Annotated in this window: 21 protein-coding genes; 17 read left to right on the top strand and 4 right to left on the bottom strand. The window is 61.9% G+C overall.

The genetic code is table 11. The features are described from left to right. Window positions 1-139 precede the first annotated feature (139 nt). The 7 genes from ACTS1Z_RS12085 to ACTS1Z_RS12115 all read left to right on the top strand — a co-directional run bounded on the left by ACTS1Z_RS12085 (window position 140) and on the right by ACTS1Z_RS12115 (window position 5,894). The gene (locus ACTS1Z_RS12085; RefSeq protein WP_442624720.1) at window positions 140-670 is read left to right on the top strand and encodes an antirestriction protein ArdA; all 531 of its coding nucleotides are present in this window, start codon (window positions 140-142) and stop codon (window positions 668-670) included. A 2-nt stretch (window positions 671-672) separates the two neighbouring features. Beyond that, window positions 673-972, top strand: coding sequence for a hypothetical protein (locus tag ACTS1Z_RS12090; protein WP_442624721.1), 300 nt, complete (start codon window positions 673-675; stop codon window positions 970-972). A gap of 462 nt (window positions 973-1,434) precedes the next feature. Next, window positions 1,435-2,865, top strand: coding sequence for a hypothetical protein (locus ACTS1Z_RS12095; RefSeq protein ID WP_442624722.1), 1,431 nt, complete (start codon window positions 1,435-1,437; stop codon window positions 2,863-2,865). Further along, a complete protein-coding gene (locus tag ACTS1Z_RS12100; protein ID WP_442624723.1) occupies window positions 2,853-3,872 on the top strand; it encodes a M14 family metallopeptidase in 1,020 nt (339 codons plus the stop codon). Before ACTS1Z_RS12095 ends, ACTS1Z_RS12100 begins: the two co-directional genes overlap by 13 nt. 103 nt (window positions 3,873-3,975) lie before the next feature. Then, a complete protein-coding gene (locus tag ACTS1Z_RS12105; protein ID WP_442624724.1) occupies window positions 3,976-4,215 on the top strand; it encodes a YdcH family protein in 240 nt (79 codons plus the stop codon). A 76-nt stretch (window positions 4,216-4,291) separates the two neighbouring features. Beyond that, window positions 4,292-5,242, top strand: a complete 951-nt coding sequence (trhO, locus tag ACTS1Z_RS12110; RefSeq protein ID WP_442624725.1) for an oxygen-dependent tRNA uridine(34) hydroxylase TrhO — start codon at window positions 4,292-4,294, stop codon at window positions 5,240-5,242. Beyond that, a complete protein-coding gene (locus ACTS1Z_RS12115) occupies window positions 5,235-5,894 on the top strand; it encodes a glutathione S-transferase (protein WP_442624726.1) in 660 nt (219 codons plus the stop codon). Before trhO ends, ACTS1Z_RS12115 begins: the two co-directional genes overlap by 8 nt. Window positions 5,895-5,912: 18 nt before the next feature. On the opposite strand, the gene ACTS1Z_RS12120 is transcribed toward ACTS1Z_RS12115, so the two are convergent. Beyond that, window positions 5,913-6,587 carry a PilZ domain-containing protein gene (locus ACTS1Z_RS12120; protein ID WP_442624727.1) on the bottom strand — a complete coding sequence of 225 codons (675 nt, stop codon included), beginning with the start codon at window positions 6,585-6,587 and terminating at the stop codon, window positions 5,913-5,915. Between the two features lie 257 nt (window positions 6,588-6,844). Here ACTS1Z_RS12120 and ACTS1Z_RS12125 point away from each other — a divergent pair, with 257 nt between their 5' ends. The 7 genes from ACTS1Z_RS12125 (at window position 6,845) to ACTS1Z_RS12155 (ending at window position 14,553) form a co-directional block, all read left to right on the top strand. Beyond that, entirely contained in the window at window positions 6,845-8,026 is a 1,182-nt protein-coding gene (locus tag ACTS1Z_RS12125) for a CaiB/BaiF CoA transferase family protein (RefSeq protein WP_442624728.1), read from the top strand. After that, on the top strand, window positions 8,023-8,649 hold the full coding sequence (gene maiA / locus ACTS1Z_RS12130; protein WP_442624729.1) for a maleylacetoacetate isomerase: 627 nt from the start codon (window positions 8,023-8,025) through the stop codon (window positions 8,647-8,649). The genes ACTS1Z_RS12125 and maiA overlap by 4 nt, the downstream gene beginning before the upstream one ends. A gap of 34 nt (window positions 8,650-8,683) precedes the next feature. Next, window positions 8,684-10,738 (top strand): TonB-dependent receptor, encoded by a 2,055-nt coding sequence (locus ACTS1Z_RS12135; RefSeq protein ID WP_442624730.1) that lies wholly within the window; start codon window positions 8,684-8,686, stop codon window positions 10,736-10,738. An 86-nt stretch (window positions 10,739-10,824) separates the two neighbouring features. Continuing rightward, window positions 10,825-12,363: an acyl-CoA synthetase gene (locus ACTS1Z_RS12140; RefSeq protein WP_442624731.1), complete on the top strand. Its 1,539-nt coding sequence runs from the start codon at window positions 10,825-10,827 to the stop codon at window positions 12,361-12,363. After that, window positions 12,360-12,932 carry a GNAT family N-acetyltransferase gene (locus tag ACTS1Z_RS12145; protein WP_442624732.1) on the top strand — a complete coding sequence of 191 codons (573 nt, stop codon included), beginning with the start codon at window positions 12,360-12,362 and terminating at the stop codon, window positions 12,930-12,932. The genes ACTS1Z_RS12140 and ACTS1Z_RS12145 overlap by 4 nt, the downstream gene beginning before the upstream one ends. A 2-nt stretch (window positions 12,933-12,934) precedes the next feature. Continuing rightward, entirely contained in the window at window positions 12,935-14,245 is a 1,311-nt protein-coding gene (locus tag ACTS1Z_RS12150) for a cytochrome P450 (RefSeq protein WP_442624733.1), read from the top strand. A 5-nt stretch (window positions 14,246-14,250) separates the two neighbouring features. Beyond that, on the top strand, window positions 14,251-14,553 hold the full coding sequence (locus ACTS1Z_RS12155; protein ID WP_442624734.1) for a hypothetical protein: 303 nt from the start codon (window positions 14,251-14,253) through the stop codon (window positions 14,551-14,553). An 8-nt stretch (window positions 14,554-14,561) separates the two neighbouring features. On the opposite strand, the gene ACTS1Z_RS12160 is transcribed toward ACTS1Z_RS12155, so the two are convergent. The 3 genes from ACTS1Z_RS12160 to ACTS1Z_RS12170 all read right to left on the bottom strand — a co-directional run bounded on the left by ACTS1Z_RS12160 (window position 14,562) and on the right by ACTS1Z_RS12170 (window position 19,658). Further along, window positions 14,562-17,312 (bottom strand): CHAT domain-containing protein, encoded by a 2,751-nt coding sequence (locus tag ACTS1Z_RS12160; protein ID WP_442624735.1) that lies wholly within the window; start codon window positions 17,310-17,312, stop codon window positions 14,562-14,564. Window positions 17,313-17,598: 286 nt separating this feature from the next. Further along, a complete protein-coding gene (locus ACTS1Z_RS12165; protein WP_442624736.1) occupies window positions 17,599-18,384 on the bottom strand; it encodes an SDR family NAD(P)-dependent oxidoreductase in 786 nt (261 codons plus the stop codon). Window positions 18,385-18,485: 101 nt separating this feature from the next. Further along, on the bottom strand, window positions 18,486-19,658 hold the full coding sequence (locus tag ACTS1Z_RS12170) for an acetyl-CoA C-acetyltransferase (protein ID WP_442624737.1): 1,173 nt from the start codon (window positions 19,656-19,658) through the stop codon (window positions 18,486-18,488). A gap of 163 nt (window positions 19,659-19,821) precedes the next feature. Between ACTS1Z_RS12170 and ACTS1Z_RS12175 the strand changes: the two genes are divergently transcribed. The 3 genes from ACTS1Z_RS12175 (at window position 19,822) to ACTS1Z_RS12185 (ending at window position 25,847) form a co-directional block, all read left to right on the top strand. Beyond that, entirely contained in the window at window positions 19,822-20,964 is a 1,143-nt protein-coding gene (locus ACTS1Z_RS12175; RefSeq protein WP_442624738.1) for an acyl-CoA dehydrogenase family protein, read from the top strand. Between the two features lie 2 nt (window positions 20,965-20,966). After that, the gene (locus ACTS1Z_RS12180; RefSeq protein WP_442624739.1) at window positions 20,967-22,592 is read left to right on the top strand and encodes a choline dehydrogenase; all 1,626 of its coding nucleotides are present in this window, start codon (window positions 20,967-20,969) and stop codon (window positions 22,590-22,592) included. A gap of 294 nt (window positions 22,593-22,886) precedes the next feature. After that, a complete protein-coding gene (locus tag ACTS1Z_RS12185; protein ID WP_442624740.1) occupies window positions 22,887-25,847 on the top strand; it encodes a TonB-dependent receptor in 2,961 nt (986 codons plus the stop codon). Window positions 25,848-25,851: the final 4 nt, after the last annotated feature.

The following is a 25,851-nucleotide window of genomic DNA, read 5'->3' on the forward strand; positions in this document are numbered from 1 at the left end:
CAAGGGTTTCCCCAACCTTCCTTCGCTCGCGCTCCGTGCAGCTTGGGTGATCCCCCTCCCTTGCGTTTTGCACCCCCCATTCTCGCCGAAGGGCAGGGTTGCAGCAGCTGCTGTCAACCCGACCCCAAAGGAGAACAGAATGGAAAAACCAACCGAAAACCAACTTAGACCATATATCTATGTGGCCTGTCTGGCCGCATACAATTCCGGCTATCTGCACGGTAAATGGATCAACGCCGACCAAAAAGCCGAGGCGATCATCGCCGACATTCAGGACATGCTGGCGGAGTCGCCGATCAGCGACGCCGAGGAATGGGCAATCCACGACTATGAGGATTTTGGAGCGTTCAAGATCAGGGAATACATGACCGCTGAAACCATCGCGGAAATTGCGACCTTCCTCAAAGATCATGGCGAGCTTGGCAGTGCGGTCGCCGATCATCTTGGCGCTGAACTGGACGAAGCGCGCACAGCAATGACCGATCAATATCTCGGATGCTTCGATTGTCTTTCTGACTACGTGGCGGAGATCACCGAAAGCACTGTCGAAATTCCGCCGTCACTCATTCACTACATTGATTATGAGGCGATGGCGCGGGACGCCGAGATCAACGGCGACATCTTTAGCCTTCGCCTGGGCGGAAACCTTCACGTGTTCGCGGGGTGCTAACTATGCCCGGCATATACCAAGACCCTATTGAGATCATCTGGCAGGGCATTGCCCTGTCCATCTCCTACTGCCCTAGCTGGTCAGCGTCTCATAAGGAGGCCTACGGCTTCGATATGGCGCACATCGAGGTCAGGTGTGATGATCGACCCTTGCCGATCACCGATACCGGCTATCGCTCGCACTTTATCGCCCGACCAAATGTGGAGAAGCAAGGGGGTGTCGAGGCCTTCGTTCGCAAATGGCTGGACGAATCCGCTAAGGAAACCGGCTGGACGGGTCAGCACCAGTTGGCTCTATTCTAGATCGCCGTTCGCGTTTCAACGACATGCCGGTCACGTTGGGAGCGGCTAGACACGACCAGTATCGCACCGGCCTGTTGAGAATTGATTTGTGTGATGAGCTATCTGTGTTAATATCAGATACAGGTTGTCGTTGTGGAAACGAGTTTGCGCCTAAAACAAACGCAAATACTTACACATTCTGTTACACACACCTCGCAAAACAATCATTTTATTAAATTGATTCAATAACTTAGCCTTAGGCTATTCGGTCTCATAACCTGAAGGTCGTTGGTTCAAATCCAACCCCCGCAACCAACAAGACCATGGTACCATGCATCAAAAGCCCGGCTGCGCGCAGCCGGGCTTTTTGTCGTTTGATGCCGATCAAAATGGCGCGACTTTCCAATGTTATGTCGACAGCATAGGAAAGCGGGCAGCAATGACACGCATACGATCCGCACGCGACCGGGATGGAGGATCCGCATGGGCGAAGATATCGGGAAGACCGTTTTCGACGCAGCCGATTACGACGCCTTTCGCGCGCGCCTGCGCGACGAGACCAAAACTCTCAAAAACTGGTTCGACGACCGCCGGTTCGACGAGTCCGACCGCTTTACGATCGGGCTCGAGATCGAGGCCTGGCTGGTCGACGAAAACTGCCTGCCCGCGCCGCACGCCGACGAGTTCATCGCGACCGCGAACGACGAACGCGTCGTGCCCGAACTCTCCAAGTTCAACTTCGAATTGAATGCCGATCCGCAGCCGCTCGCCGGCGACTGTCTCGATGCCACCTATCGCGAGATCGAGACGCTCTGGAACCGCTGCAGGCGCGCCGGCGATACGCTCAGGCTTCGGCCGCTGACCACGGGCATGCTGCCGACGGTGCGCGACGAGATGCTCCAGCCGGCCTGGATGGCGAGCGCCAATCGCTATGCGGCGCTCAACAATGCGCTGCTCAAGGCGCGCGAGTCCGAGCCGCTGCATATTTGCATCAAGGGCGAGGACGAACTCGATTACAAATGCGATCACATCATGCTCGAGGCGTCGTGCACATCGCTCCAGGCGCATCTGAAGGTGAACCAGGACGATGCCGCGCGCTTCTACAACGCTTCAGTGCTCGCCTCGGCACCGCTCGTGGCGGCCAGCGCTAACTCTCCCTTCCTCTACGGCAATTCGCTATGGGCAGAGACGCGCATACCGGCCTTCGAGCAATCGACGCGGGTGCATGGTTTCCCCGATCGCGAAGGCAGAGACGTGCTGCGGGTGACGCTGGGAACCGGGTATCTCCGCCATTCGCTGCTCGAACTGTTCCTTGAAAATCTCAGCTATCCGGTGCTCCTGCCGATGTTGCGCGAGGATAAGGGGGATCTCCCGCATGTACGGCTGCAGAACGGCACGATCTGGCGCTGGAACCGGCCGATCATCGGTTTCGACGGCGAGGGCAATCCGCATCTGCGCATCGAACAGCGAGTGATGCCGTCCGGGCCGACGGTCACGGACATGGTGGCTAATCTGGCGCTCTATTACGGACTCGCGCTTGCCCTGGGGCGTGCGGAGACGGCGCCGGAAAGCGAGACGCCGTTCGAGGACGCACGCGCCAATTTCTACGCCTGTGCCAAAAATGGCCTGGCGGCGCGGGTGCGCTGGGCCGGACGCGCCACCGATATCCGCGCGCTGCTGCTCGACATGCTGGTGCCGGCCGCCAAGGCGGCGCTCGCGGAAGAGGGACTGGATGCGACGTGTCTCGATCACTATTTCGATGGCGTCCTTACCGAGCGGATCGCATCGGGTCAGACCGGGGCGGAATGGCAGCGGCGCTACTACCGTGCCAATGGCCGCAACTTCCAGGCGCTGACCGAACGCTATGCGGACCTGCAGGCAGATGGAGAACCGGTGCATTCATGGCCGATCTGAGCGTTGCTGCCGCACCTCCGAAACTCGATCGGATCGACTATCTTCCCGGCGGCCTTGTGGACGCCGAGCCGCGCGACGTCCGGAGCGTATTTCCAAACCCGACACTCATCACGCTGCCCGGCGAACGCAGCGCGCCGCTCTGCTTGACCACGCTGTTGCACGGTAACGAGACCACGAGCTTCTACATATTGCGCGCGCTTGCCGAGCGCTATGGCGACCGCCCGCTGCCCCGCAGCCTCATGATCTTCGTCGGCAATGTCGAGGCGATGGCGGCGGGCGTCCGCTATCTTCCCGGCCAGCCCGATTTCAACCGGATCTGGGCCCAGGGGAATACCGCCTATCACCGGCTCGTGCACGAAGTTGCCGATCTCGCGCGGGCACGGCGCCCGTTCGCGAGCATCGATATCCACAACAACAGCGGCGCCAATCCGCATTATGGCTGCGTAAATGCGCTGCGGCCCGCCGATCTCCATCTCGCCGCGATGTTCGCCGATATCGGCGTCTATTACCGCAATCCGGCGACGACCCAGTCGATCGCCTTTTCGAGTTTCTGCCCGGCCATCACGGTCGAATGCGGCCGCAGCGGAGACGCGGCGGGCATCGCGCGCGCCGTCGATCTGGTGGAGCGGACGATGCGTCTCGACAGTTTTCCGACCACGCCGCCGCCAGACGATGCCATGCGGCTCTACCGCACGGTGGGGGCGGTGCGGATCGATCCCGGATCCGATTTCGCCTTCGGCGACAACACGGCACCGTTGAGTTTGCGGCCTGATCTCGAGACGCTCAATTTCGTAGACCTCCAACAGGGCACGCAGTGGGCGACAGTGCGAGGCCCGGTCTCGCCGTTGCAGGTTGTCGACGAACATGGCGGCGACATTACTGCGCAATTCTTCGTGCGCGACGGCGATGCGATCCGGCTGACCCGGCCCGTGACCCCGGCGATGGTTACGCGCGACCGGACCGTGATCCGGCAGGATTGCCTTTGCTATCTGATGGAGCCGCTATAACGCCGCGCCGATTTTGCGCGAGATCAAATCGGCGTTCGGCGCGCGCCTTAAGGTGATGCCGACTCACCGGGCCGAGGCCCTCAATTTGCAGGAGAGACGATACATGTCGCACACGCCCCATGAACTGGCCGAAGAATTTCCGGAGCATGTCGACAGGCTGCACGAGCTGAAAATGTCGAATGCGCGCTTCGCCAAGCTCGCCGAGGAATATCATACCGTCAATCGCGAGATTCACCGGATCGAGAGCGAGGTCGAACCCGCTACGGATGCGCGCACGACCGAATTGCGCAAGCGGCGGCTCGAGCTGAAAGACGAAGTCAACGCGATGCTCGCCACGGCCTGATCTCTTGGGGCGTGGCGGAAATCGTCGCGCCGAAAAACACTTGCGTCTTTCGTCCGATGCAGCTGTTGATGCCGGCGTGACAGAGTCCGCCGATCCGATCCGCGTCGCCGCCCTCTACCGCTTTACACCGCTGGAGGACCGTGAAGCCCTGCGCGAAAGCCTGCTGGCGCGATGCCGCGCATGCGGCGTCAAAGGCACGATCCTCCTCGCGCCCGAAGGCGTCAACGGCACGATCGCCGGACCGCCGGATGGTATCAAGGCGGTGATCGACCATATCCGCGCGCTGCCCGGCTGCGCGGACATCGAGGTTAAATATTCCAGCGCGGCAGAGATGCCCTTTTACAGGACGAAAGTCCGGCTGAAGCGCGAGATCGTGACCATGGGCGAACCGGATATCGATCCGGTGGGCAATGTCGGCGACTATGTCGCGCCCGAAGACTGGAATGCGCTGATCGCCGATCCCGATACGATCCTCATCGACACGCGGAACGATTATGAAGTGGCGGCCGGCACGTTCGAGAACGCCGTCGATCCCCGCACGGCGAGCTTTCGCGACTTTCCCGCCTGGTTCCGCGAGAATCGCGACGCCCTCCTGGCGGGCAGGGGTAATCCGAAAGTCGCGATGTTCTGCACGGGCGGGATACGCTGCGAAAAGGCCACGGCGCTGCTGAAGGCCGAAGGGATCGACGCGGTCTATCATCTCAAGGGCGGCATCCTCAAATATCTGGAAACCGTCGCGCGCGAGCACAGCCGCTGGCAGGGCGAATGTTTCGTTTTCGACGAGCGGGTGACCGTAACGCACGAGCTGGAGCGCGGGACGCACATTCTGTGCCGCGCATGCCGCATGCCGGTGAGCGAAGCCGATCGTGCGTCGCCGCTCCATGTCGAGGGGATCAGCTGCCCGGCCTGCTATGCCGAACGCTCCGACGAACAGCGGCGCGGCTATGCGGAGCGCCAGCGCCAGAGCGAACTCGCCGCGGCGCGCGGCGAGCCGCATGTCGGCGCGGAACTGCCCGGCCATGACTGACCGTCCGATCCTCTACAGTTTCCGGCGCTGCCCCTATGCGATGCGTGCGCGGATGGCACTGGCGATCGCCGGCCAGAGCTGCGTCCTGCGCGAAGTGCTTTTGCGCGACAAACCGGACGCGATGATCGCCGCTTCGCCCAAGGCCACCGTACCGGTGCTCGTGTTGCCGGACGGGACGGTGATCGACGAAAGCCTCGACGTTATGCGCTGGGCGCTCGGCGTCGGCGATCCCGAAGACTGGTTGGAACCGGATGCCGAGACGACGGATGCGTTGATCGCGGCGAATGACGGGCCGTTCAAACATCATCTCGACCGCTATAAATATGCCACCCGCTACGATACGGATCCGATCGAGCATCGGACTGCGGCTTCCGCTATCCTCGCAGCGCTCGACGCGCGGCTCGAAAATCAGGGCAATCTGGTGCGCGGCGACCGGTCCTTCGCCGACATCGCGATCTTTCCGTTCGTCCGCCAGTTCGCGGCGACGGACAGGGACTGGTTCGACGGGGAGCCATGGTTGGCGCTGCGCGCCTGGCTTGACCGGCACATAGGGTCGGCGCTGTTCAAATCGGTGATGGGAAAATATCAGCCCTGGTCTGCCGGCGATCCGGAAACGGTCTGGCCGGATACCGCAATGCCCCGATCGGGCTGAGCGTCCAGAGGCCGATCGCTAGTGGCGGGCGGCGACGGCGTTTCCCGGAATGCCGGCGTCGTTGATATGACCGCTCTGCTGCGCGGCCCAGAAGGCGACCTGGTCGAGCGGCATGATGCGGTTAAACGATATGCCGGCATATTTGTTACCGACCCAGCGGATCACGCTTGCGCGGACGGGCAACCCTTCGATCTCGACGACCGCATCGAGGCCCGGCTCCATGTATCGGCCGCACTGCACCTTGATCCCGCCTTGCGAGATATCCAAAACTTGCAGCCGTTCATACGCGTCGCCGATGCGTACTTTCGCCATCCCGTCGATATTCAGCCGCGGGGCGCGGGGTGCCATGCGGCCGTTATGGGGAGCGAGTACTTCGTGTACATCGATGACTTCGTCGAACTCGATCCCGGCCCGGCCGTCCTGCACCCAGCGGACGGTGCCGCTCGCCAGCGCGCCCGCCTTGAATTCGATCTGGACGCGGGTATCCGTTTCGATGGGGGCGAAAACCTCGGTCATCACGCCGCGGGACGAGATATTGCGGATCAGGCACAGCTCCTGCATCGTATCGGTCACAAGCTTCCCGGCCTGCAATACGCTCATATAGCGCTGCCCGGATCGCCGATCGATCGACTGCGGTGGTTTCTCAGAAAGCGAAATCGTCGTGAATTCCGTCAAACCTGTATCGACCTGCATCCGATATCCCCTTTTGACTTAATCTCGCACGACAAACACACATATACACGGAAAGTTCCAATACTTCGCGATTTTATTTGAAATATCTGTGATTTGATTACGGACTATTAGTCATTATTAATATTCCGCTACCACAAATAGATAATGAATACTTAATATCTGTACGGCTTTCCGGATCGGGCGTGCTTCTTCGTCGCGCGGATAGCCCATGGCGAATTGCCTTCTCGTCGGATATGCACGCGGCAAAGGAGCTGCCCATGAACGATCCGAAGCTGCTCGAAGGGATACGCGTTGTCGATATGACGAGCGTCATCTTCGGGCCCTATGCGACGCAGACACTGGCCGATTGCGGCGCCGATGTGATCAAGGTGGAATCGCCGACCGGCGACCAGTTTCGTTCGGCCGGCAAGCCCGCCAACAATCGCGGCATGGGCGCCTGTCACATGACCCTCAATCGCGGCAAGCGCTCGATCGTTCTCGATCTCAAGGATGAAGACGACCGGGCGGTCATGCGCGATCTCCTCACGACGGCCGACGTTTTCATCCATAACGTCCGCGCGCACGCGATCGAAAAGCTCGGCTTCGGTTATGACGCGGTCCGCGAATTCGCGCCCGATATCGCCTATGTTCATTGCACCGGCTTCGGCTCGGATGGTCCCTATGCGCCGCTCCAGGCCTATGACGACGTGATCCAGGCGGCGAGCGGGATGACCTCGATGCTGCCGCGGGCGGACGACAATCCCGCGCCGCGTTTCGTTCCCGCCGCGATTGCCGACAAGGTGTCGGGGCTTCACGCGGCCTATGCGACGCTGACGGCGGTCATCCACAAATTGCGCACGGGCGAGGGGCAGTTCGTCGAAGTGCCGATGTTCGAAAGCTTCACGCATTTTTCTTTGGAAGAGCATCTTTACGGCGCGACCTTCGATCCGCCGGTCGAGAGCATCGTCTACAAGCGCCAGGCTGAACCGACGCGCCAGCCTTTCCCGACCGCGGACGGCCATGTCGCGATCGTGCCCTATACCGATGCCGATTGGGGCAAGCTGCTCACCGTGTTGGGCGATCCCGAATTCGTCGAGAAGGAACCCTATGACACGCCGCTCGGCCGGTTCCGTAATCAGCCGGACATTTTCAGGCGGATCGCCGAGCTTACGCCCGCCAAGACGAGCGCGGAATGGACGCGGCTCCTCAACGAGGTGCGCATCCCGTGCATGCCGTGCCGCGATGTCGCCGACATCTTCGACGACCCGCATCTGAAGGCGACCGGTTTCTTCAAACGCCGCGAGCATCCGAGCGAGGGCGGTTTTATCGAGATGCAGCCGCCGGTCCGCTTCGGCGCGCGGCCGGACGCCGAACTCGGTTACGCGCCGCGGCTCGACGAGCATGGCGATGAGATCCGTGCGGAGCTGGCCGCGCGCAAGACCGTGCGGCGCGCCTCATGATCCGCCTCTACGATTATTACCGTTCCTCGGCGAGCTACCGGGTGCGCATCGCGCTCAATCTCAAGGGGCTCGATTATGAGCGCGTGGATGTCAATCTGCTCGATGGCAGTCAGAGGAGCGACGAATATCGCGCCCGCAACCCGCAGGGGCTTGTGCCGCTGCTCGAGATCGATGGTGCGCAGCTCACCCAGTCGCTGAGCATCGTCAATTATCTGAACGGCGTCTATCCGGACCCGCCGCTGGCGCCGGCCGATCCGGTCGCGGCCGCGCATGTGCGTTCGATGGCGCAGGTGGTGGCCAGCGATATCCACCCGCTCAACAATCTGCGCGTCCTGAATTACGTCACCGATGTGCTCGGACATGACGAGGAAGAGCGCGCGCAATGGTACGCACACTGGGTTACGGAAGGCTTCGAAGCGCTCGAACAGCTCGCCATCCGTCATGGCGGAGAGTATCTCTCCGGCGGCCTGCCCGGCCTCGCCGATCTCTGCCTCGTGCCGCAAATGTACAATGCGCGGCGGTTCGATATCGCGCTCGACGATTATCCGACCCTCGTCGCCTATGACGCCAAGGCGAATGCGCTTGATGCCTTTCAGGCTGCGCATCCCGACAAAATAGGCTAGGCCCACGCGATCCGCCCGTGTTCGAGTGACCCTTATGCGTTCTCTACCTGCCCTTTTGCTTGCTACCGCCGCATCGCCGGCGATCGCGCAATCCGATCCCATTATCGTGACCGCCGCCGGGCTCGACGATCCGGTCGGCGAAGTCGCCTATAATATCGTCACGATCGACGCTGAGGATCTCGCGCGCGAGCCGAGCGGCCGGCTTGAAAACATCCTCGGCCAGATTGCCGGTTTTCAGCTTTTCCGCGCATCGGACTCGCGCTCGGCCAATCCGACGAGCCAAGGCGCGACGCTACGCGGGCTGGGCGGCAATGCGTCGAGCCGGGCGCTGCTGATCCTCGACGGCGTGCCGCAGAGCGATCCGTTCGGCGGCTGGATCAGCTGGCCCGCCTTCGACACCGACAATATCGGCCGTATTCGCGTGTCGCGCGGCGGCGGCAGCGGCGTCTTCGGGCCAGGTGCCCTCGCCGGTACGATCGAGATGGAGAGCCTGTCGACCGAGAATTTCCAGCCGGCGCGTGCGAGCCTGTCGTATGGCAGCCGCGATGCGATGGAGATGGGCTTCGGCGTCATGCTGCCGCCGAGCGAAAACACGCTGATCGACGTTTCCGGTCATTATGCGGAAGGCGACGGCTTCATTCCGATAGTCTCGGGGCAGCAGGGCCCGATCGACGAGCCCGCGGCTTATGAACAATATGGCGGCGCGATCCGCTATGCGGCGCCCATCGGCAATACCGAGATCCAGGTCACCGGCCGCTTTTTCCACGACGAACGCAATCGCGGCTTTCCGTTCAGTGGCAACCGGACGCGCGGGCTCGACGGCAGCGTCCGGCTCGTCGGCCGGGGAAGCTGGCAGTGGGAGGCGCTATTCTATTATCAGGATCGCGGCTTTCGCAGCAGCTTCGCCCGTGTCGATGCGGCGCGCACGACCGCCGATCAGGTGCTCGATCAGTTCAGTGTGCCGTCCACCGGCTTCGGCGGTCGGTTCGAGATCCGGCCGGCGCTGCCTGGCGATGCGGTCGAGCTGCGGCTCGGCGGCGACTATCGCGAAACCGAAGGGCGCACACGCGAACGTTTCTTCTTTGTGGGCGGCGCGCCGACCCGCCAGCGCGAGGCGGGCGGTGTCACGCGCACCATCGGCGGTTTCGCGGAAGTGACGGCGCGCGCCGCGCCCGGCCTGACGCTGACCGGCAGCGGCCGCATCGATCGCTGGTGGATCGAGAACGGCTTCTTCCGTCAGGGCGATATCGGCGGCCCACTCAACGATCAGACGCTGTTCGCGGATCGCGCGGACTGGCGTGTGACGGGCCGGGCGGGCATCGCCTGGCAGCCTGACAACCCGGTCACGATCCGCACGGCCGCCTATACCGGCTGGCGTCTACCGACGCTCAACGAACTGTTCCGCCCCTTCCGCGTCGGCAGCGACGTGACCGGCGCCAACGCCTTGCTGCGCCCCGAAAGCCTGGACGGTGTGGAGATCGGTGCGGATTATACGCCGGCGTCGTTCCTGCAGCTGAGCGGCACGGTATTCTACAACCGCCTCGAAGATGGAATCGCAAACGTCACGGTCGGGCAGGGCCCCGGCTTCTTCCCCGGTATCGGTTTCGTGCCCGGCGGCGGTCTGGCGCGGCAACGGCAGAATCTCGACGCCATCGAAGCGGCCGGTATCGAACTGGATGCGCGCGCGCAATTCGCCGAATGGAGCGTCGCGCTGTCCTACGCCTTTACCGATGCGTCGGTGGATGCGTCGGGCGTGTCCGCGCCATTGGACGGGCTGCGGCCGCCGCAGGTCGCCCGGCATAATGCGGCCGCGACGCTCGCCTATATCCGCCCGATGGGCGGCGAGGCGGCGATCACGCTGCGCTATGTCGGTAGTCGGTTCGAAGACGATCTCAACCTGCGCAGGCTCGACGACGCATTGACGGTCGGCGCGCGGGCGCTGATCCCGCTATACGGCCCGTTGAAGATCGAGCTGCGCGCGGAGAATATCTTCGATGCGCGGGTCGAGGCCGGGATATCGGGCACCGGATTCATCGAACGGGCCACACCGCAGACATTCTGGGCCGGACTGCGCTTCGCCTTCTTCTAGGGAGCGTTGAAAGACGCCACGGCCCTCTCGATTTCCGCTTTCCGTTCGCGTAACCCTTTGGGAAAGCAGAATCGGAGAGGCCCCCTATGCATCCCTACATCCATGCCCAGTCCAACCCCGATAAACCGGCGGTCATCATGGGGTCGACCGGGGAAACGGTCACCTATGCGGAGCTCGACAAAAGATCGAACCAGATCGCCCATCTCTTTCGCTCGCTCGGGCTCGGCCATGGCGATCCGATCGCCGTGTGCATGGACAATCGCGCGCGTTTTTTCGACATCGCCTGGGCCGCGTTTCGCGCCGGCCATATCTTCGTGCCGATCTCCTGCCGGCTGACCGCGCCGGAGATCGCCTATATCCTGGAAGACAGCGGCGCGAAGGCGCTGTTCACGTCCGACTATCTGGGCGATCATCTGAACGAGCTCGCCGATTTCGGGCCGCCGCTCGAACGGTTCACGGTCGATGCGGCGCGCCCCGGCTACGCCAATCTCGACGAGGCCGTAGCGGATCTGAAGGAAACGCCGGTGGAAGACGAACGCGCGGGCGTCGACATGCTGTACAGCTCCGGCACGACCGGCCGCCCCAAGGGCATCAAGCTGCCACTCCCCGAAGATCCGCGTATCGACCAGGGCAATGCGCTGATCATGCTCGCGAGCGGGGCCTTCGGCTTCACGCCGGAGAGCATCTATCTGTCGCCCGCGCCGCTTTATCATGCGGCGCCGCTGCGCTGGTGCCTGACGGTCCACAAGATGGGCGGGACCGTCATCGTCATGGAGAAGTTCGATCCCGAACATTCGCTGGCGCTGATCGAGAAGTACAAGGTCGATGTCAGCCAATGGGTGCCGACCCATTTCGTGCGGATGCTGAAGCTGCCGGAAGAGGTGCGCGCGAAATACGATGTCTCGTCGCTGAAATGTGCGGTCCATGCCGCCGCACCCTGCCCGATCCCGATCAAGGAACAGATGATCGAGTGGTGGGGCCCTGTGCTCAAGGAATATTATGCCGGGAGCGAGGGGAACGGTTTCACCTTCATCGATTCGGAAAACTGGCTGACCCACAAGGGCTCGGTCGGCACGGCGCTGCTCGGCACGATCCGCATCTGCGACGAAAATGGCGACGAAGTGCCGCCGCGCACCGAGGGCACCGTCTATTTCGAGGGCGGCTCGTCGTTCGAATATCATAACGACAAGGAAAAGACGGCCGATGCGACGAACAAGCATGGCTGGACGACGCTGGGCGATATCGGCTGGGTCGATGAAGACGGCTTTCTCTACCTTACCGATCGCAAGAGCTTCATGATCATCTCCGGCGGCGTGAACATCTATCCGCAGGAGATCGAGAATCTGCTCGTGACGCATGACAAGATCGCCGATGCCGCCGTGATCGGCGCGCCGGACGAGGATATGGGCGAGCGCGTCGTCGCCATCGTCCAGCCGCTCGACATGGCCGATGCGACGCCGGAGTTCGGCGACGAGCTGATCGGCTGGATGCGCCATCACCTTTCGGGCGTGAAGGTGCCCCGCCAGGTCGATTTCCGCGAGGAACTGCCGCGCCATCCGACGGGCAAGCTCTACAAGCGGCTGCTGCGCGACGAATATTGGGAAGAGGCGAAGGCGTCGGCGTGAGCGCCTCGGACACCGGAACTCTATCGGCATCTGTCGATTGCGAGATCCGGCCGGAACGACCGGACGATCGGGACGCCATACACGAGCTGACGCGCCGCGCCTTCGCGCCGATGCCCTATTCGGACGGCGACGAACAGTATCTGCTAGACGCGCTGCGCGATGCGAGTGCGCTGAGCGTGTCGCTGGTGGCCGAACAGGCGGGCGCGATTGTCGGCCATGTGGCCTTTTCGCCGGCCTTTCCCGCCGACGGATCGCCGGGCTGGTATGCGCTCGGTCCGGTCTCCGCCGATCCGGACCTACAAAAACGCGGCATCGGCAGCCGGCTGATCGGAACGGGTCTCGACAGGCTGCGCGCGCGCGGCGCGGCGGGATGCATATTGGTCGGCGACCCGGCCTATTACAGCCGCTTCGGTTTTCGCCTTCGGCCCGACCGCGCGCCCGAGGATCAGCCGAAGAACTATTTTCAGATGCTACCGCTCGGCGATGCCGAACCGGCGGGCAGCATCGATTTCCATCCCGTGTTTCGCGCGGATCATGGCCGCGAGCCAGCAAGCGACAGAGGAGAGTGACGATGGCTTCAGCGCACGCCGATGAGCGACCGACATTGCCACCGGAAATGGCGATGCAGGTGATCGCACCGGAATCCTATGCCGAGTGGGACGGCCTTCTCGATACGTTCGACTGGCTGCGCGAGAATATGCCGGTCGGCCTGATCACCGCCGAGGACAGCGCGTTCGATCCTTTCTGGCTGGTCACGCGCTACGAAGATGTCATGCGGATCAGCAAGGACAATGCGACCTTCCTCAACAATCCGCGGCCGGTGGTTCTGAGCACGCGCGAGGCGATCGAGTTCTCGCTCAAGGTCACCGGCAGCAAGATGCTCGTCGATTCGCTCGTCGTCTTCGATGCGCCGATCCACCCCAAATATCGCCGCCTGACACAGGACTGGTTCATGCCGAAGAACCTCAAAAAGCTCGAGGACGAGATCCGCGCGCTGGCCAAGCGTACGGTCGACCGGCTCGTGGAAAACGGTCCCGAGGGGGACTTCGTCACGCTCGTCTCCGCGCCCTATCCGCTCCACGTCGTCATGCAGATCCTCGGCGTGCCGGAAGAGGATGAGCCGAAAATGCTGTTCCTGACACAGCAGATGTTCGGCGGCCAGGATGAAGATCTTTCGGGGAGCGGCATGAAAGATATGACGCCCGAACAGATCACCCAGATCGTCGCCGGCGCGGTCAAACAGTTCGAGGATTATTTCGCCAAGCTCGCCGCCGACCGGCGCGCCAATCCGACCGACGATGTCGCGAGCGTGATCGCCAACGCAACGGTGGATGGCGAGCCGCTCAACGATCGCGATATGGCGGGCTATTACATCATCGTCGCTTCGGCCGGGCACGATACGACCTCGGCCTCGACCGCCGGCGCGATGCTGGCGCTGGCGCAGGACCCCGAACAGTTCGCGAAGGTGAAGGCGGACCGCAGCCTGTTGCCCGGGATCGTCGAGGAGGCGATCCGTTGGACTTCGCCGGTTCAGCATTTCATGCGTACTGCCGCTGAGGACACCGAGGTCGGCGGGCAGAAGATCAAGAAGGGTGACTGGCTGATGATCAACTATGTCGCCGCCAATCACGATCCGGCGCAGTTCGACGAGCCCCGCAAGTTCGACGCCGCGCGTTCGCCCAACCGCCATCTCGCCTTCGGGTCCGGCGCGCATCAGTGCTTGGGCCTCCATCTTGCGCGGCTCGAAATGCGGATATTGTTCGAGGAACTGCTCGACCGGCTTGAATCGGTGGAACTGGCCGGCGAACCCAAGCGCGCCAACTCGACCTTTGTCGGCGGGCTAAAAACGCTGCCGCTCAGATATCGGGCGTCCGAGGAGTAGAGACGATGAAGGTGACTATTCTGATTGGCGCAATGATAGCGGCTTTGATACCCGGCGCCGCAATGGCGCAAAGCGATGCCGAACGGGAAGCGGCACAGGCGAATTTCCGCCAGGCCGACGCCAACAATGACCGCCGGTTGAGCCGCAGCGAATTTCGCGCCTTTATCGACGCCAATGCTGAGGATGGGCTGGGCCGGGCCAGCACCGTCCGCCGCTTCGGCGCCTATGACCGCGCCTTCGACCGGGCGGACCGCAACGGCAATGGCATCGTAACGCCGGCCGAACTGGCGGCCGTTCAGAGCGATTGAGCCTGAGCCTATGAACCGGCTCCGATCAGCACGAAGGGCGCCCAAAATGCTGGATGTGCCAGGCTTGCGCGGGTCATGTCCCGGCTCTCGTCCATGCGGATCTCACGCATGGCGCGTTGGAACGCCTCTGACCGCCCAAGGCCAGGCTCATCACGAAGCAATTCGAATATGCGGACCGTCAATCGCGCGGCGACAGCGTCGTTGACTGGCCAGTGCGACGCCAAGAGATTTCGGGCGCCCGCGTAGAAGAACGATCGCGCCAAGCTCGACAATCCAGCCCCATCATCGCTCGTCGCCGTGTTGCATGCCGACAAGATCACCCAATCGGCATCAAGCAGCAGCGATGCGACTTCGGAAGCCGAAAGATAACCGTCGTCGGTTTCGCTTGCCTCGTCCGGCGGCGTTAGAACCAGCCCCGGTTCTGTAAGTGAATCGAGTTCCTCCGGCATCAAGCCGTGAGTCGCAAAAGCCACGACTCTTGCGTCACTCAAATCGGCGGAGCGAACCGCAGTTTCAGTCGCAGACGCGCCGAGCCGCACGCTGTTTTCGTTGGCTCCCAAGACGCGCCGGATGTTCTCGAGTTCCGTTGCAGTACCGGGCAAGCGGGAAAGTCGGCGCAAGGCAGACACATCGGCCATGCGGGATCGCGTAGAGCTCTGTTCCCAACCCAAAACATCATTTGCGAGCCGACCGTCTTGCGCGCTGCGAAATCCGCGTTCGCGGGCCACCCCTTCGAGCAATGGGTCACCGAAACCGGCGAAATCCTGCACTTCGGAATTTGGCTGGCCGCTGCCGACCCGGCGCAATAGCTGAAGCGACTGGATCGACGGTACTGTTGCCAGCGCATAGCGGTCTGCGAGCCAGGCTGTTTCACGCAATGCTGAGGGATCATTATCCTCACCTTGCGGATCTTCGGTGACGAGAACCGAGAAAGGCAATGTTGCCAGTGGACCGCCTGCTACAATGTAGAGCCGCGTGGTCTGCGCCAGACCCGACTCCACAGGCTCGATGAGTTGGCGATAAAGCTGATAGGCCGTTTGTCGCGCGAAACCGTAACGGCCCCCGTCGACATTGTCTGCGTCCCACGCGGCGATTTCCTGTTCGCTCGCCGCTACATAGGCGCCCAGATCCCACCGTAACTCCCTCACCGCATCGTCGATTTCCTCGATCGTCCACTCCGACTGGTGCCAGCCGAATGTGCCGTCCGTGATCGCCATCACATGGGTGCCGAACTCGGAGGGTACTACGAGTAAGACCGCCTCACCTGGCCGCAACAGGGACTGCGTTTGCGCGACCGGCAGAGCCTGAGGGCTGATCAACGCGAAATAGTCCGGGAATTCGGCTTCCAACAATGCGTCGATTTGAGCCAGCTCCGTTTCCGCACGAGCCAGAATTTGCGCCAATTGCTGGCGGTTCTGTGCCAGAGGTCCGGCTGAACCGATAAAGCTGGTGCTTTGCTGACCGGAAACTGCCCTGATCTCGTTGACGAGCTCGGTTCGCTGCTGTGCCAGTTCGCCTAGTCTGGAAGAGGTTTCGCGGGCCGCGCGCCGCGCAGCCATTTCTGCGATCGAATCGGTTGCCGGCCCGATGACCGATTGCTGGAGCGCGCGAAAGGCGCCTTCGCTATATGACTCCCGGTCAATCGCCCATGCGGCGTCGGCGTAGAGAGCAAAGCCAAGTGCGCGATTGAATATCTCCTGATTGGCGATCTGCGCGAGTTTCCGGTCGTCCAGCGTCTGCCGATAGGCAGACGCTGTTTCCGCAATGGCGTCCGGCTCCGCTTCCTCGATCAGATGCAGCCGCAGCAAATCCGCTGTGCCGAGATAAAGCTCACCGAAAGCCGATGTTTCGTTCATCCGCGCAAAGTCGATACACTGGTTCAAGCGTTGCGAGGCCTGGCCAAAGTCGCCGCTCTCCAGATACAGATTGCCCAATAGGCAAATGCCGGTCGATCTGCTCGATTCCATCAATTGCCGAAAACGCGGTATCTGCCGCAAGACTTGGGGGTTGTTCTGCTCAATCTGGTTAATACGAGACTCGACTATCTCGATGGCTCGCAAATACGCCTGTTCGGCTTCAGCGAAATTTCCGGCGTAGCGGTGCGACCTGCCAAGTCCCACATGGAGAGCGAAGACCAGCGTCACGTTGCGGCCGTCTTCGTCGATGGAAATCTCGTCGACAAGCGCCCCGAAACTCTCCGCAGCCTGAGCGAAATTCCCCTCCCTGAACTGGACCATTGCCTGGTCTATCCGGATCTGGGCGAGATCGATTGCGTCCGCCGAACCTGATTCGATCAAAACCCCATTGGCTCTTTCAAGATATTGCCGCGCCAAACCGGTGCGCCCTTGACGCAAATAAACATTGGCGAGCACGCGCAACGCGATCGAGAGAGAGCTTGGATTGCCGGCGCGGTCATAGCCATCTGCGGCGAAAAGCGCATAGCGCTCGGCATCGGACAACTCGTTGATCTGTAACTTGAAAAAGCCAAGGATTGAGGCGGATGGCAATATGCGGGGGTCTTGCGCCCCAAAAGTTTCGATGAGCAGCTGATGCCGCTCTTCAAAAACATCCGTCGCTTCGGAGATCCGGCCCTCGAAAAGCAAGGTGGCACCTTCTTCGTCAAGACGGGCCAACTCGTTTCTCGGATTAGCCGCGCTGCCGCTTTGGGCGACAACAGGGCTTGAAAGCAGCGCGATCAGCAAGATCAGGCAAACTTGCCAGGACCGGAACTTAAGCGGGATCTGGATCAGGCCAAGCAATCGCTACGCTCCTTTTCAAGTGCTCTGACTTTTTGAAGGGCAAGCCTTTCAATACCAAAACATGCGCCAAAGGTCAGCGATTTTCCAATGGATATTCATATGCCCGAACGCCGAAAAGCCGTGCAGTACCCGGTTCTCGAACAAATGCGCTATCGGCCGGCTTGCGGCCGGAAGCGATTCTCAGGGAGTGTGCAATCGTCAAAAGAAAAGGCGGGCCGAAGCCCGCCTTCTCGTGAACCGAACGGATCGACCCGCTTATCTCCGGGTCATGCGGCCACCCCGCGGTTTACCGCGGGGCCATCCGGATCGCGCCGTCGAGGCGGACATCCTCGCCGTTGAAATAGTCATTCTCGATCATCGCGAGCGCCAGATGCGCATATTCGTCGGGATTGCCGAGGCGCTTGGGGAAGGGCACCGAGGCGGCGAGCGCATCGCGGACCTTTTGCGGCGCGCCCATCAGGAGCGGTGTATCGAAGATGCCGGGCAGGATCGTGTTGATCCGGATATTCTCGCTCATCAGGTCGCGCGCGATCGGCAGCGTCATGCCGACGACGCCGGCCTTGGAGGCAGAATAGGCGACCTGGCCCATCTGCCCGTCTTCGGCCGCGACCGAAGCGGTGTTGACGATCGCGCCGCGATCGCCGCCTTCGGTCAACGGGTCGAGCGTCATCATGCCGGCCGCCGATTTGGCGATGCAGCGGAACGTGCCGACCAGATTGATCTGGATGAGCCAGTTAAAGGCGTCGGCCGGATAATGCTTGATCGAGCCGTCTTCCTTGGAGCGGCTCGCGGTCTTCATCGCCGCGCCCGTGCCCGCGCAATTGACGAGGATCCGCTCCTGGCCGATCGCCTCGCGCGCCTTGGCGAAGCCCGCATCGACGCTCTCGTCCTCGGTCACATTGACCTCGCAGAATACGCCGCCGATCTCGTCGGCCATGGCATTGCCCTTTTCCGCCTGCAGGTCGAAGATCGCGACCTTCACGCCCTTCGATGCGAGCAGGCGCGCCGTCGCCGCGCCGAGGCCCGAAGCGCCGCCGGTGATCACTGCCGAGATATTTTCATTGAGTTCCATGATGATCCTCTTGTTCTGGGAGCGCCCGAAAAGGCGCGAGGTAAGAATACAAACGCCCGCCTAGGATAGTCCCGGGCGGGCGTTATTGGAAATCGAAGCGTCTAGCTCATCCGCTCGATAATCGTGACATTGGCCTGGCCGCCGCCTTCGCACATCGTCTGCAGGCCGTACTTGCCCTCGCGCTGTTCGAGGGCGTTCAAAAGCGTCGCCATGAGCTTCGTGCCCGACGCGCCGAGCGGATGGCCGAGCGCGATCGCGCCGCCATGGACGTTGATCTTGTCCGGGTCCGCGCCCGTATGCTTGAGCCAGGCGAGCGGAACGGGCGCGAAGGCCTCGTTCACTTCATAGACGTCGATGTCGCCGATCGAGAGCCCGGCCTTTTCCAGCGCCTTGTCCGTCGCGAACAGCGGCTCTTCGAGCATGATGACCGGGTCGCCGGCCGTGACGGTGAGGTTGTGGATGCGCGCGCGGGGCGTCAGGCCATGATCCTTGAGCGCCTGTTCGCTGACGACGAGGACGGCCGATGCGCCGTCGCAGATCTGGCTCGAGGACGCCGCCGTGATCACACCGCCTTCCTGGATCAGCTTGACGCCCTGGATGCCTTCGAGCGTCGCGTCGAAGCGAATGCCTTCGTCGACCTTGTGCGTTTCCGGGCCTTCGGGCGTTTCCACTTCGAGCGGCACGATCTCATTGTCGAACTTGCCCGCTTCCGTCGCGGCCTTCGCCTTCTGATGCGATGCGAGCGCATATTCGTCGAGCTGGTCCTTGGTCAGGTCGTGCTTTTTCGCGACCATCTCGGCGCCCATGAACTGGCTGAACATGATCTTCGGATAGGCGTCTTCGAGGCGCGGGCTCTTATAATTGCCCATGCCTTCCTTCATGTAGAGCGTCGCCGTCGAGCCCATCGGCACGCGGGTCATGCTCTCGATACCGCTGGCGAGCACGATGTCCTGAGTGCCGCTCATCACGGCCTGCGAAGCGAACTGGATCGACTGCTGCGAGGAACCGCACTGGCGATCGATCGAAACCGCGGGAATCGAATCGGGCAGCTTGGACGCGAGCACGGCATTGCGGCCGACATCCATCGTCTGCTCGCCGCCCTGCATCACGCAGCCGGTGATCACATCGTCGATGGCCGCCGGATCGAAATCGTTGCGGTCGGCGATGGCGTCGAAAACGGCCGCGCCGAGATCGACCGGGTGTACTCCGGCCAGCTTGCCGCCGCGACGTCCGCCGGCGGTTCGCACTGCATCAACAATATAGGCGGCTGCCATCGATAATCTCCTCGTTTTCCATGAGTCGCGGTGTCCCGCATTCGCGAGCCCTTGTGCATTAAGGTTGACGTTCGCGTCAACCAGCATATCACGGACGGCGACTGCTTATTCGGATTGCGAAGGAATCTCGCGCGAAGCGGCGCGGGGACGAAAGGATATTTCAATGCTGCAGACAGCCAACCGCACCGCCTATGACGAAAATCACGAGCTTTTCCGCGATCAGGTGCGCAAATTCTTCGACAAGGAATTGCATCCCAATCTCGACCGCTGGGAAAAGGAAGAGATTGTCGATCGCGATTTCTGGTCGGCCTGCGGCGAGGCGGGATTACTGTGCCCGACCATGCCGGAGGAATATGGCGGGCTGGGCCTCGATTTCGGATACAATGCGGTGATCGACGAGGAATTGGCCTATGCGGGCTCGTCCGCCGGGATCACGCTCCAGTCCGACATCACGGCCGATTATTTCCTCGCCTATGGCTCCGAAGCGCAGAAGCAGCACTGGATACCGAAGCTGGTGTCGGGCGAGGCGGTGACGGCCATCGCGATGACCGAGCCGGGCACGGGTTCGGACCTGCAAAGCGTGAAGACGACGGCCAAGAAGGACGGCAATCATTACGTCATCAACGGGTCGAAAACGTACATCACCAACGGCCAGAATGCAGATGTCGTGATCGTCGTCGCCAAGACCGATCCGACCGAAGGCGCCAAGGGCGTCTCGCTGATTCTCGTGGAGGCGGACCGGGACGGCTTCGCGCGCGGCCGCAACCTCGACAAGATCGGCCAGCATTCGGCTGACACCTCGGAACTCTTCTTCAACGATGTCCGCGTGCCAATCACCAATTGCCTGGGCGAGGAGGGGCGCGGCTTCATCTATCTGATGAGCCAGCTGCCGCAGGAGCGGCTCAGCATCGCCATCGGCGCGCAGGCCGGGGCGCAGCGGGCCTTCGACGAGGCGGTCGGCTTTACCAAGGATCGCAAGGCCTTCGGCCAGCGCATCTTCGATTTCCAGAATACGCGCTTCACGCTCGCCGATCTGGCCGCGCAGCTCCAGGTCGGCTGGGCGCATATCGACTGGGCGCTGTCCAAGCATCTGCGCGGCGAGCTGACCGCCGATGAGGGCTCGGCCGCCAAGCTCTGGCATACCGAGCTGCAATGGCGCTGTTGCGATGCCGCGCTGCAGCTCCATGGCGGGGCCGGTTACATGAACGAATATCCGATCGCCCGCATGTGGCGCGACGCGCGCGTGCAGCGCATCTATGGCGGCACGTCGGAGATCATGAAGGAAGTCATCGGGCGGAGCATCTGAGCATGGCGACCGAGACCACCGAATTCGATTACGTAATCGTCGGCGCTGGGAGCGCCGGCTGCGTCATGGCCAATCGCCTGTCCGCCGATCCCTCGGTATCGGTCTGCCTGATCGAGGCGGGCAAGGAAGACAAAAGCCTGCTTGTGAAAATGCCTGCGGGCGTCGGCGCGTTGCTCAAGAAGCCCAATCCGCAGAACTGGTTCTTCTGGACCGAGCCGCAGAAACATCTGAACGACCGCAAGCTCTATTGGCCGCGCGGCAAGGGCTGGGGCGGCTCGTCGAGCATCAACGGCATGATCTATATCCGCGGCCATGCGCGCGATTACGATCAATGGCGGCAGATGGGGCTGACCGGCTGGGGCTATGACGACGTTCTCCCCTATTTCAAGAAATCGGAAAGCTATGCCGAGGGCGATGATGAATATCACGGCCGGGAAGGCCCGCTCGGCGTCACCAACAGCCGGATGGACGATCCGATCTACGGCCAGTTCGTCGGTGCGGGCGCGGCGGCCGGCTATCCGACTACGGACGATTTCAACGGCGAGCAGCAGGAAGGTATGGGACCCTACCAGCGCACAATTGCCGATGGCGAACGGTTCAGCGCGGCCCGGGCCTATCTGCGGCCGATCGCCGGCAAGCGCGACAATCTGGCGATCCTCTCGACCGGCCTCGTCACGAAAATCCTCGTCGAGGACAAGCGCGCGACGGGCGTTGAGGCGGTATCGGGCAAAGGCCGCGAAAAGCGGATCGTGAAAGCGCGGCGTGAGGTCATCGTCTGCGCGGGTGCGGTTCAGTCGCCACAACTGCTGCTGCTGTCGGGCATTGGCGATCCGGAAGAACTCAAGAAGCACGGCATAGACGTCGCCTATGCATCGCCCCAGGTCGGCAAGAACCTGCAGGATCATCTCGACGTCGTCGTTGCGCACGAGATGACACAGAAATTATCGGCGCATTCCAAGCAGGCGGGTCTCAAGAAGATCGTCGTGGCGCTCGATTTCCTCGCCCGCCGCAAGGGCGCAGGCACCGATAATTTCCTGCAGGCCGGCGCGTTCCTCAAATCGCGTGAAGGGCTCGACAGGCCGGATATCCAGTTGCACCTCGTCAACGCGATCATGATCGAGCACGGCTTTCAGGAGGTGAAGAAGGACGGCTTCACCGTCCATGCCTGCCAGCTGCGGCCGGAAAGCCGGGGCGAGATCGGCCTCCATTCCGCCGATCCCTTCGCGCCGCCGCGGATAGACCCCAATTATCTCGACAGCGAGGAGGACAAACGCGTCATGCGCGAGTCCGTGCGGATCATCCGTTCGATTTGCCGGCAGGGCGCGCTCGATTCCATGCGCGGCCCCGAAATCGTGCCCGGCGATGCCGTCGAGAGCGATGCCGACATCGACGGCTATGTCCGCGAAACGGCGGAAACCATCTATCATCCGGTCGGTACTGTCCGGATGGGTGCGGACGATGATTCGCCGCTGGATTCGGATCTGAAAATGCGCGGCATGCGCGGGCTGCGCGTTGTCGACGCATCGGTCATGCCAACGCTGATCGGCGGAAATACGAATGCGCCGGTCATCATGATCGCCGAGAAGATCGCCGATCAGATGCGCGAACGGCAGCGCGCCGTAGCGTAAACCTGCGCCCATATTGCGGTAAACGAACTGTTGCAGCCTTGCACAATGGCGGAAATTAAGCATTCCGTTTGCGTCAATTGCGGTTGACGCAGATTCCTGTGCGGCTTAGCCTTCAAGAAAAATAAAATGTCGGAGAGAGTGTCGGCGGGGCGAATAATGATGCGGGGAACGGGCAGTTTCTGCGCCGTAACCCCGAACCTCCCCATCGGCGGCCATCTCTGAAAATTCGAGAACTGGCGCGAGCCAGCCGCAGACAAGCCGGATAACCGGCGCGCATTATGGGGAGAGAATGCTGTGAAAAAGACTCAGTTGTTGATCGCGACCGCGCTCGGTGCGGGGATGGTAACCCCCGCGATGGCGCAGACCAACGCAAGCACCACCGGCACCGCCAACGCACCGATCATCGTGACCGCCCAGCGCCAGGCACAGACGCTGCAGGAGGTCCCGATCGCGGTGTCGGCGTTCGACTCGCAGGCGCTCGAAAGCCAGCAGATCGAAAGCGTCAGCGATCTCCAGCTGAGCCTGCCGAACATCACCTTCTCGAAAGGGAACTTCACCGGGTCGAGCCTCGCCATTCGCGGCGTCGGCAACCTGTGCGTCGGCTTCTCGTGCGACAGCGCGCTCGGCATTCATATCAACGGCATGCCGGTGCTCGCGACGCGCCTCTTCGAAACGGAATATTTCGATCTCGAGCGGATCGAGGTTCTGCGCGGCCCGCAGGGCACGCTCTACGGCCGCAACGCGACCAGTGGCGTGTTGAACACGATCACCGCGCGGCCAGATCTCGGCGGCTTCTCGGCGAGTGCCGAAGTCGAATATGGCAATTTCGATGCGATGCGCGCCGAAGGCATGGTGAACCTTCCGCTGACCGATTGGGCGGGCCTCCGCGTCGCTGGCAGCTACATCAACCGTGACGGTTATACGACGAACCTCTTCGACGGATCGGATATCGATGGGCGCGATCAATGGGCTATTCGCGGATCGCTCCGCCTCGAGCCGGGCCCCGATACGACGATCGACATTATCGGTTATTATTTCGAGGAGGATAGCAACCGGTCGCGTATCCAGAAGCAGCTTTGCGACCGCGACCCGACTGGTGTACTCGGCTGTCTGCCGACACAGCTACAGGCGGAACCGGTCAACGCCAACGCCACGCTGGCGTCGATTTTCGCGTCGGCCGAATTCCTGGGGATTGCTGGCGGGGCGGCTTTTGCGCCGCTCGGCCTGACGAGCCTGTACGGCCCCGACCAATATGCCGGTGTGACTGTCCCGAGCGATGTCCGGACGGTCAATATCGATTTCAACCCGACCTATCAGGCCGACGAATGGTTTGTGATGGCGCAGATCGATCACAATTTCGGCCCCGTATCGCTGCAGCTGACCGGCGGCTGGCAGGAAACGTCGATCGACACGCGGACCGACTATAACCTGACCGCCGCTCCGCCTTTCGGTGCGCAGGCGCGCAACGCGTTCGCAACGCTGGCCGGATTTTCGAATCCGCTGAGTCCGGTATCGCCCTTCTTCGCGCCGGTGTTTAACGCGTTGCTGCCCAATGGCGCTGGCGGCGTAGCCTGTACGTCGGAGGCTGATCTCACCTATGCCGGTGTTTTCGGCGGCAATGTCTTCGGTTGTTCCAATCGCAGCATCGAGTTCGACCGTTCGACCAGCGATGCGCGGCAATATTCGATCGAAGCGATCCTGACGTCCGATCTAGACGGGGCATTCAACTTCCTGATCGGCGGCATCTATTTCAATCATCGCAACCGTGGCGGCGATTATTTCGTCAACGCCTTTGGCCTCGACTATGCCGGCGGTGTGCTCGGCGCCCTGCAGAGCGCAGGCGCCGGCGGTTTGGCCGGCGTAAACTCGCTCGGACCGACGATGTTCAACAGCGAAACCGAGCTCTTCACGCTCGAAAGCTACGGCCTGTTCGGTGAAGTTTACGTCGATATCACGGACAATCTCCGGCTGACGGGCGGCATCCGCTATTCGAACGACGAGAAGTTCGTGCGGGCCCGCTCGCCGCTGTTCGTCGGGCTCGTTCCGATCGGGACGACGGATGTTTTCACCTTCATGAATAACGGCGGCAATTTCGGCGAATTCGACTTCGATCCGAATATCGCGGGCGTGCAGCCCTATGCAGAGGAAAGCGCGTCCTTCGACGAAGTGACGGGCCGCATCGTGCTCGACTGGCAGTGGACGCCGGACAACCTGCTCTACGCCTCTTGGTCGCGCGGTTATAAATCGGGCGGCATCAACCCGCCGATCAACCGCACCGAATTCCCGAGCGTGCCGATTACCTTCGAACCGGAGATCATCAACGCGTTCGAGATTGGGTCGAAGAATACTTTGGCCGGCGGCGCGGTACAGCTCAACGGATCGATCTTCTACTATGATTATCAGGATCTGCAGCTGAGCCGCATTCTGGCGCGTACGTCGATCAACACCAATACCAGCGCCGAAGTCTGGGGTGTGGAGCTCGAGGCAGTGGTGTCGCCCGACCCGGCCTGGCTGTTCAATTTCACTGCCAGCTACCTGAATACGAGCATCGGCGATCTCCAGATCATCGATTCGCGTGATCCGTCAGGCGGCCGAAACGATACGGTGATTCTCAAGAATCTCGACAACGCGTCGAACTGCGCGGTCATTCCGCAAGCTGTCGGCAATGCTGCGGGCGCCAATGCATTCGTCAATACGATCAATGGCGCGCTCGGCCTGCAGCCGACGGTTCCGATCCCGGGTACGAACACGACCGGCGCCTTCGCCTTCTGCTCCGCGCTCACAGCGGCGGCGGCAGGCAATATCGGCTTGTTCAACCCGGCCCTTGCCGCGCTTCAGCCGCTGCTCAACAGCTTCGGTTCGTTCGATGTGGCGGAAGGGCAGGCGGTCGACGTCACAGGCAACGAACTGCCCCAGGCCCCGAACTGGAAATTCTCGATCGGCGGTCAGTACACGCACGAATTCAACAACGGCATGAACGTCGTGCTGCGCGGCGACTACGCCTTTACCGGCGATCAATGGTCGCGCGCGTTCAACAGCCCGATCGACCGCATCCCGTCCTACGGCATCGCCAATGCGCAGGTGCAGTTGAACGGCCGGGACGATCGCTGGTTCGTCCGGGCGTTCATCCAGAACATCTTCGATAACGATGCGATTACCGGCCAGTATGTGACCGACCCGTCTTCGGGCCTGTTCACCAACATCTTCACGCTGGAACCGCGCCGCTACGGCCTTGCCGCCGGCGTCCGCTTCTAGTCGC

It is taken from the genome of Parasphingopyxis sp. (assembly GCF_052168295.1).
Taxonomy (GTDB): domain Bacteria; phylum Pseudomonadota; class Alphaproteobacteria; order Sphingomonadales; family Sphingomonadaceae; genus Parasphingopyxis.

Coding starts and splice junctions, on each gene's coding strand:
- ACTS1Z_RS12085 (WP_442624720.1), top strand. CDS start 140: ATGGAAAAACCAACCGAAAACCAACTTAGACCATATATCTATGTGGCC.
- ACTS1Z_RS12090 (WP_442624721.1), top strand. CDS start 673: ATGCCCGGCATATACCAAGACCCTATTGAGATCATCTGGCAGGGCATT.
- ACTS1Z_RS12095 (WP_442624722.1), top strand. CDS start 1,435: ATGGGCGAAGATATCGGGAAGACCGTTTTCGACGCAGCCGATTACGAC.
- ACTS1Z_RS12100 (WP_442624723.1), top strand. CDS start 2,853: ATGGCCGATCTGAGCGTTGCTGCCGCACCTCCGAAACTCGATCGGATC.
- ACTS1Z_RS12105 (WP_442624724.1), top strand. CDS start 3,976: ATGTCGCACACGCCCCATGAACTGGCCGAAGAATTTCCGGAGCATGTC.
- ACTS1Z_RS12115 (WP_442624726.1), top strand. CDS start 5,235: ATGACTGACCGTCCGATCCTCTACAGTTTCCGGCGCTGCCCCTATGCG.
- ACTS1Z_RS12120 (WP_442624727.1), bottom strand. CDS start 6,587: ATGCAGGTCGATACAGGTTTGACGGAATTCACGACGATTTCGCTTTCT.
- ACTS1Z_RS12125 (WP_442624728.1), top strand. CDS start 6,845: ATGAACGATCCGAAGCTGCTCGAAGGGATACGCGTTGTCGATATGACG.
- maiA (WP_442624729.1), top strand. CDS start 8,023: ATGATCCGCCTCTACGATTATTACCGTTCCTCGGCGAGCTACCGGGTG.
- ACTS1Z_RS12135 (WP_442624730.1), top strand. CDS start 8,684: ATGCGTTCTCTACCTGCCCTTTTGCTTGCTACCGCCGCATCGCCGGCG.
- ACTS1Z_RS12140 (WP_442624731.1), top strand. CDS start 10,825: ATGCATCCCTACATCCATGCCCAGTCCAACCCCGATAAACCGGCGGTC.
- ACTS1Z_RS12150 (WP_442624733.1), top strand. CDS start 12,935: ATGGCTTCAGCGCACGCCGATGAGCGACCGACATTGCCACCGGAAATG.
- ACTS1Z_RS12155 (WP_442624734.1), top strand. CDS start 14,251: ATGAAGGTGACTATTCTGATTGGCGCAATGATAGCGGCTTTGATACCC.
- ACTS1Z_RS12165 (WP_442624736.1), bottom strand. CDS start 18,384: ATGGAACTCAATGAAAATATCTCGGCAGTGATCACCGGCGGCGCTTCG.
- ACTS1Z_RS12170 (WP_442624737.1), bottom strand. CDS start 19,658: ATGGCAGCCGCCTATATTGTTGATGCAGTGCGAACCGCCGGCGGACGT.
- ACTS1Z_RS12175 (WP_442624738.1), top strand. CDS start 19,822: ATGCTGCAGACAGCCAACCGCACCGCCTATGACGAAAATCACGAGCTT.
- ACTS1Z_RS12180 (WP_442624739.1), top strand. CDS start 20,967: ATGGCGACCGAGACCACCGAATTCGATTACGTAATCGTCGGCGCTGGG.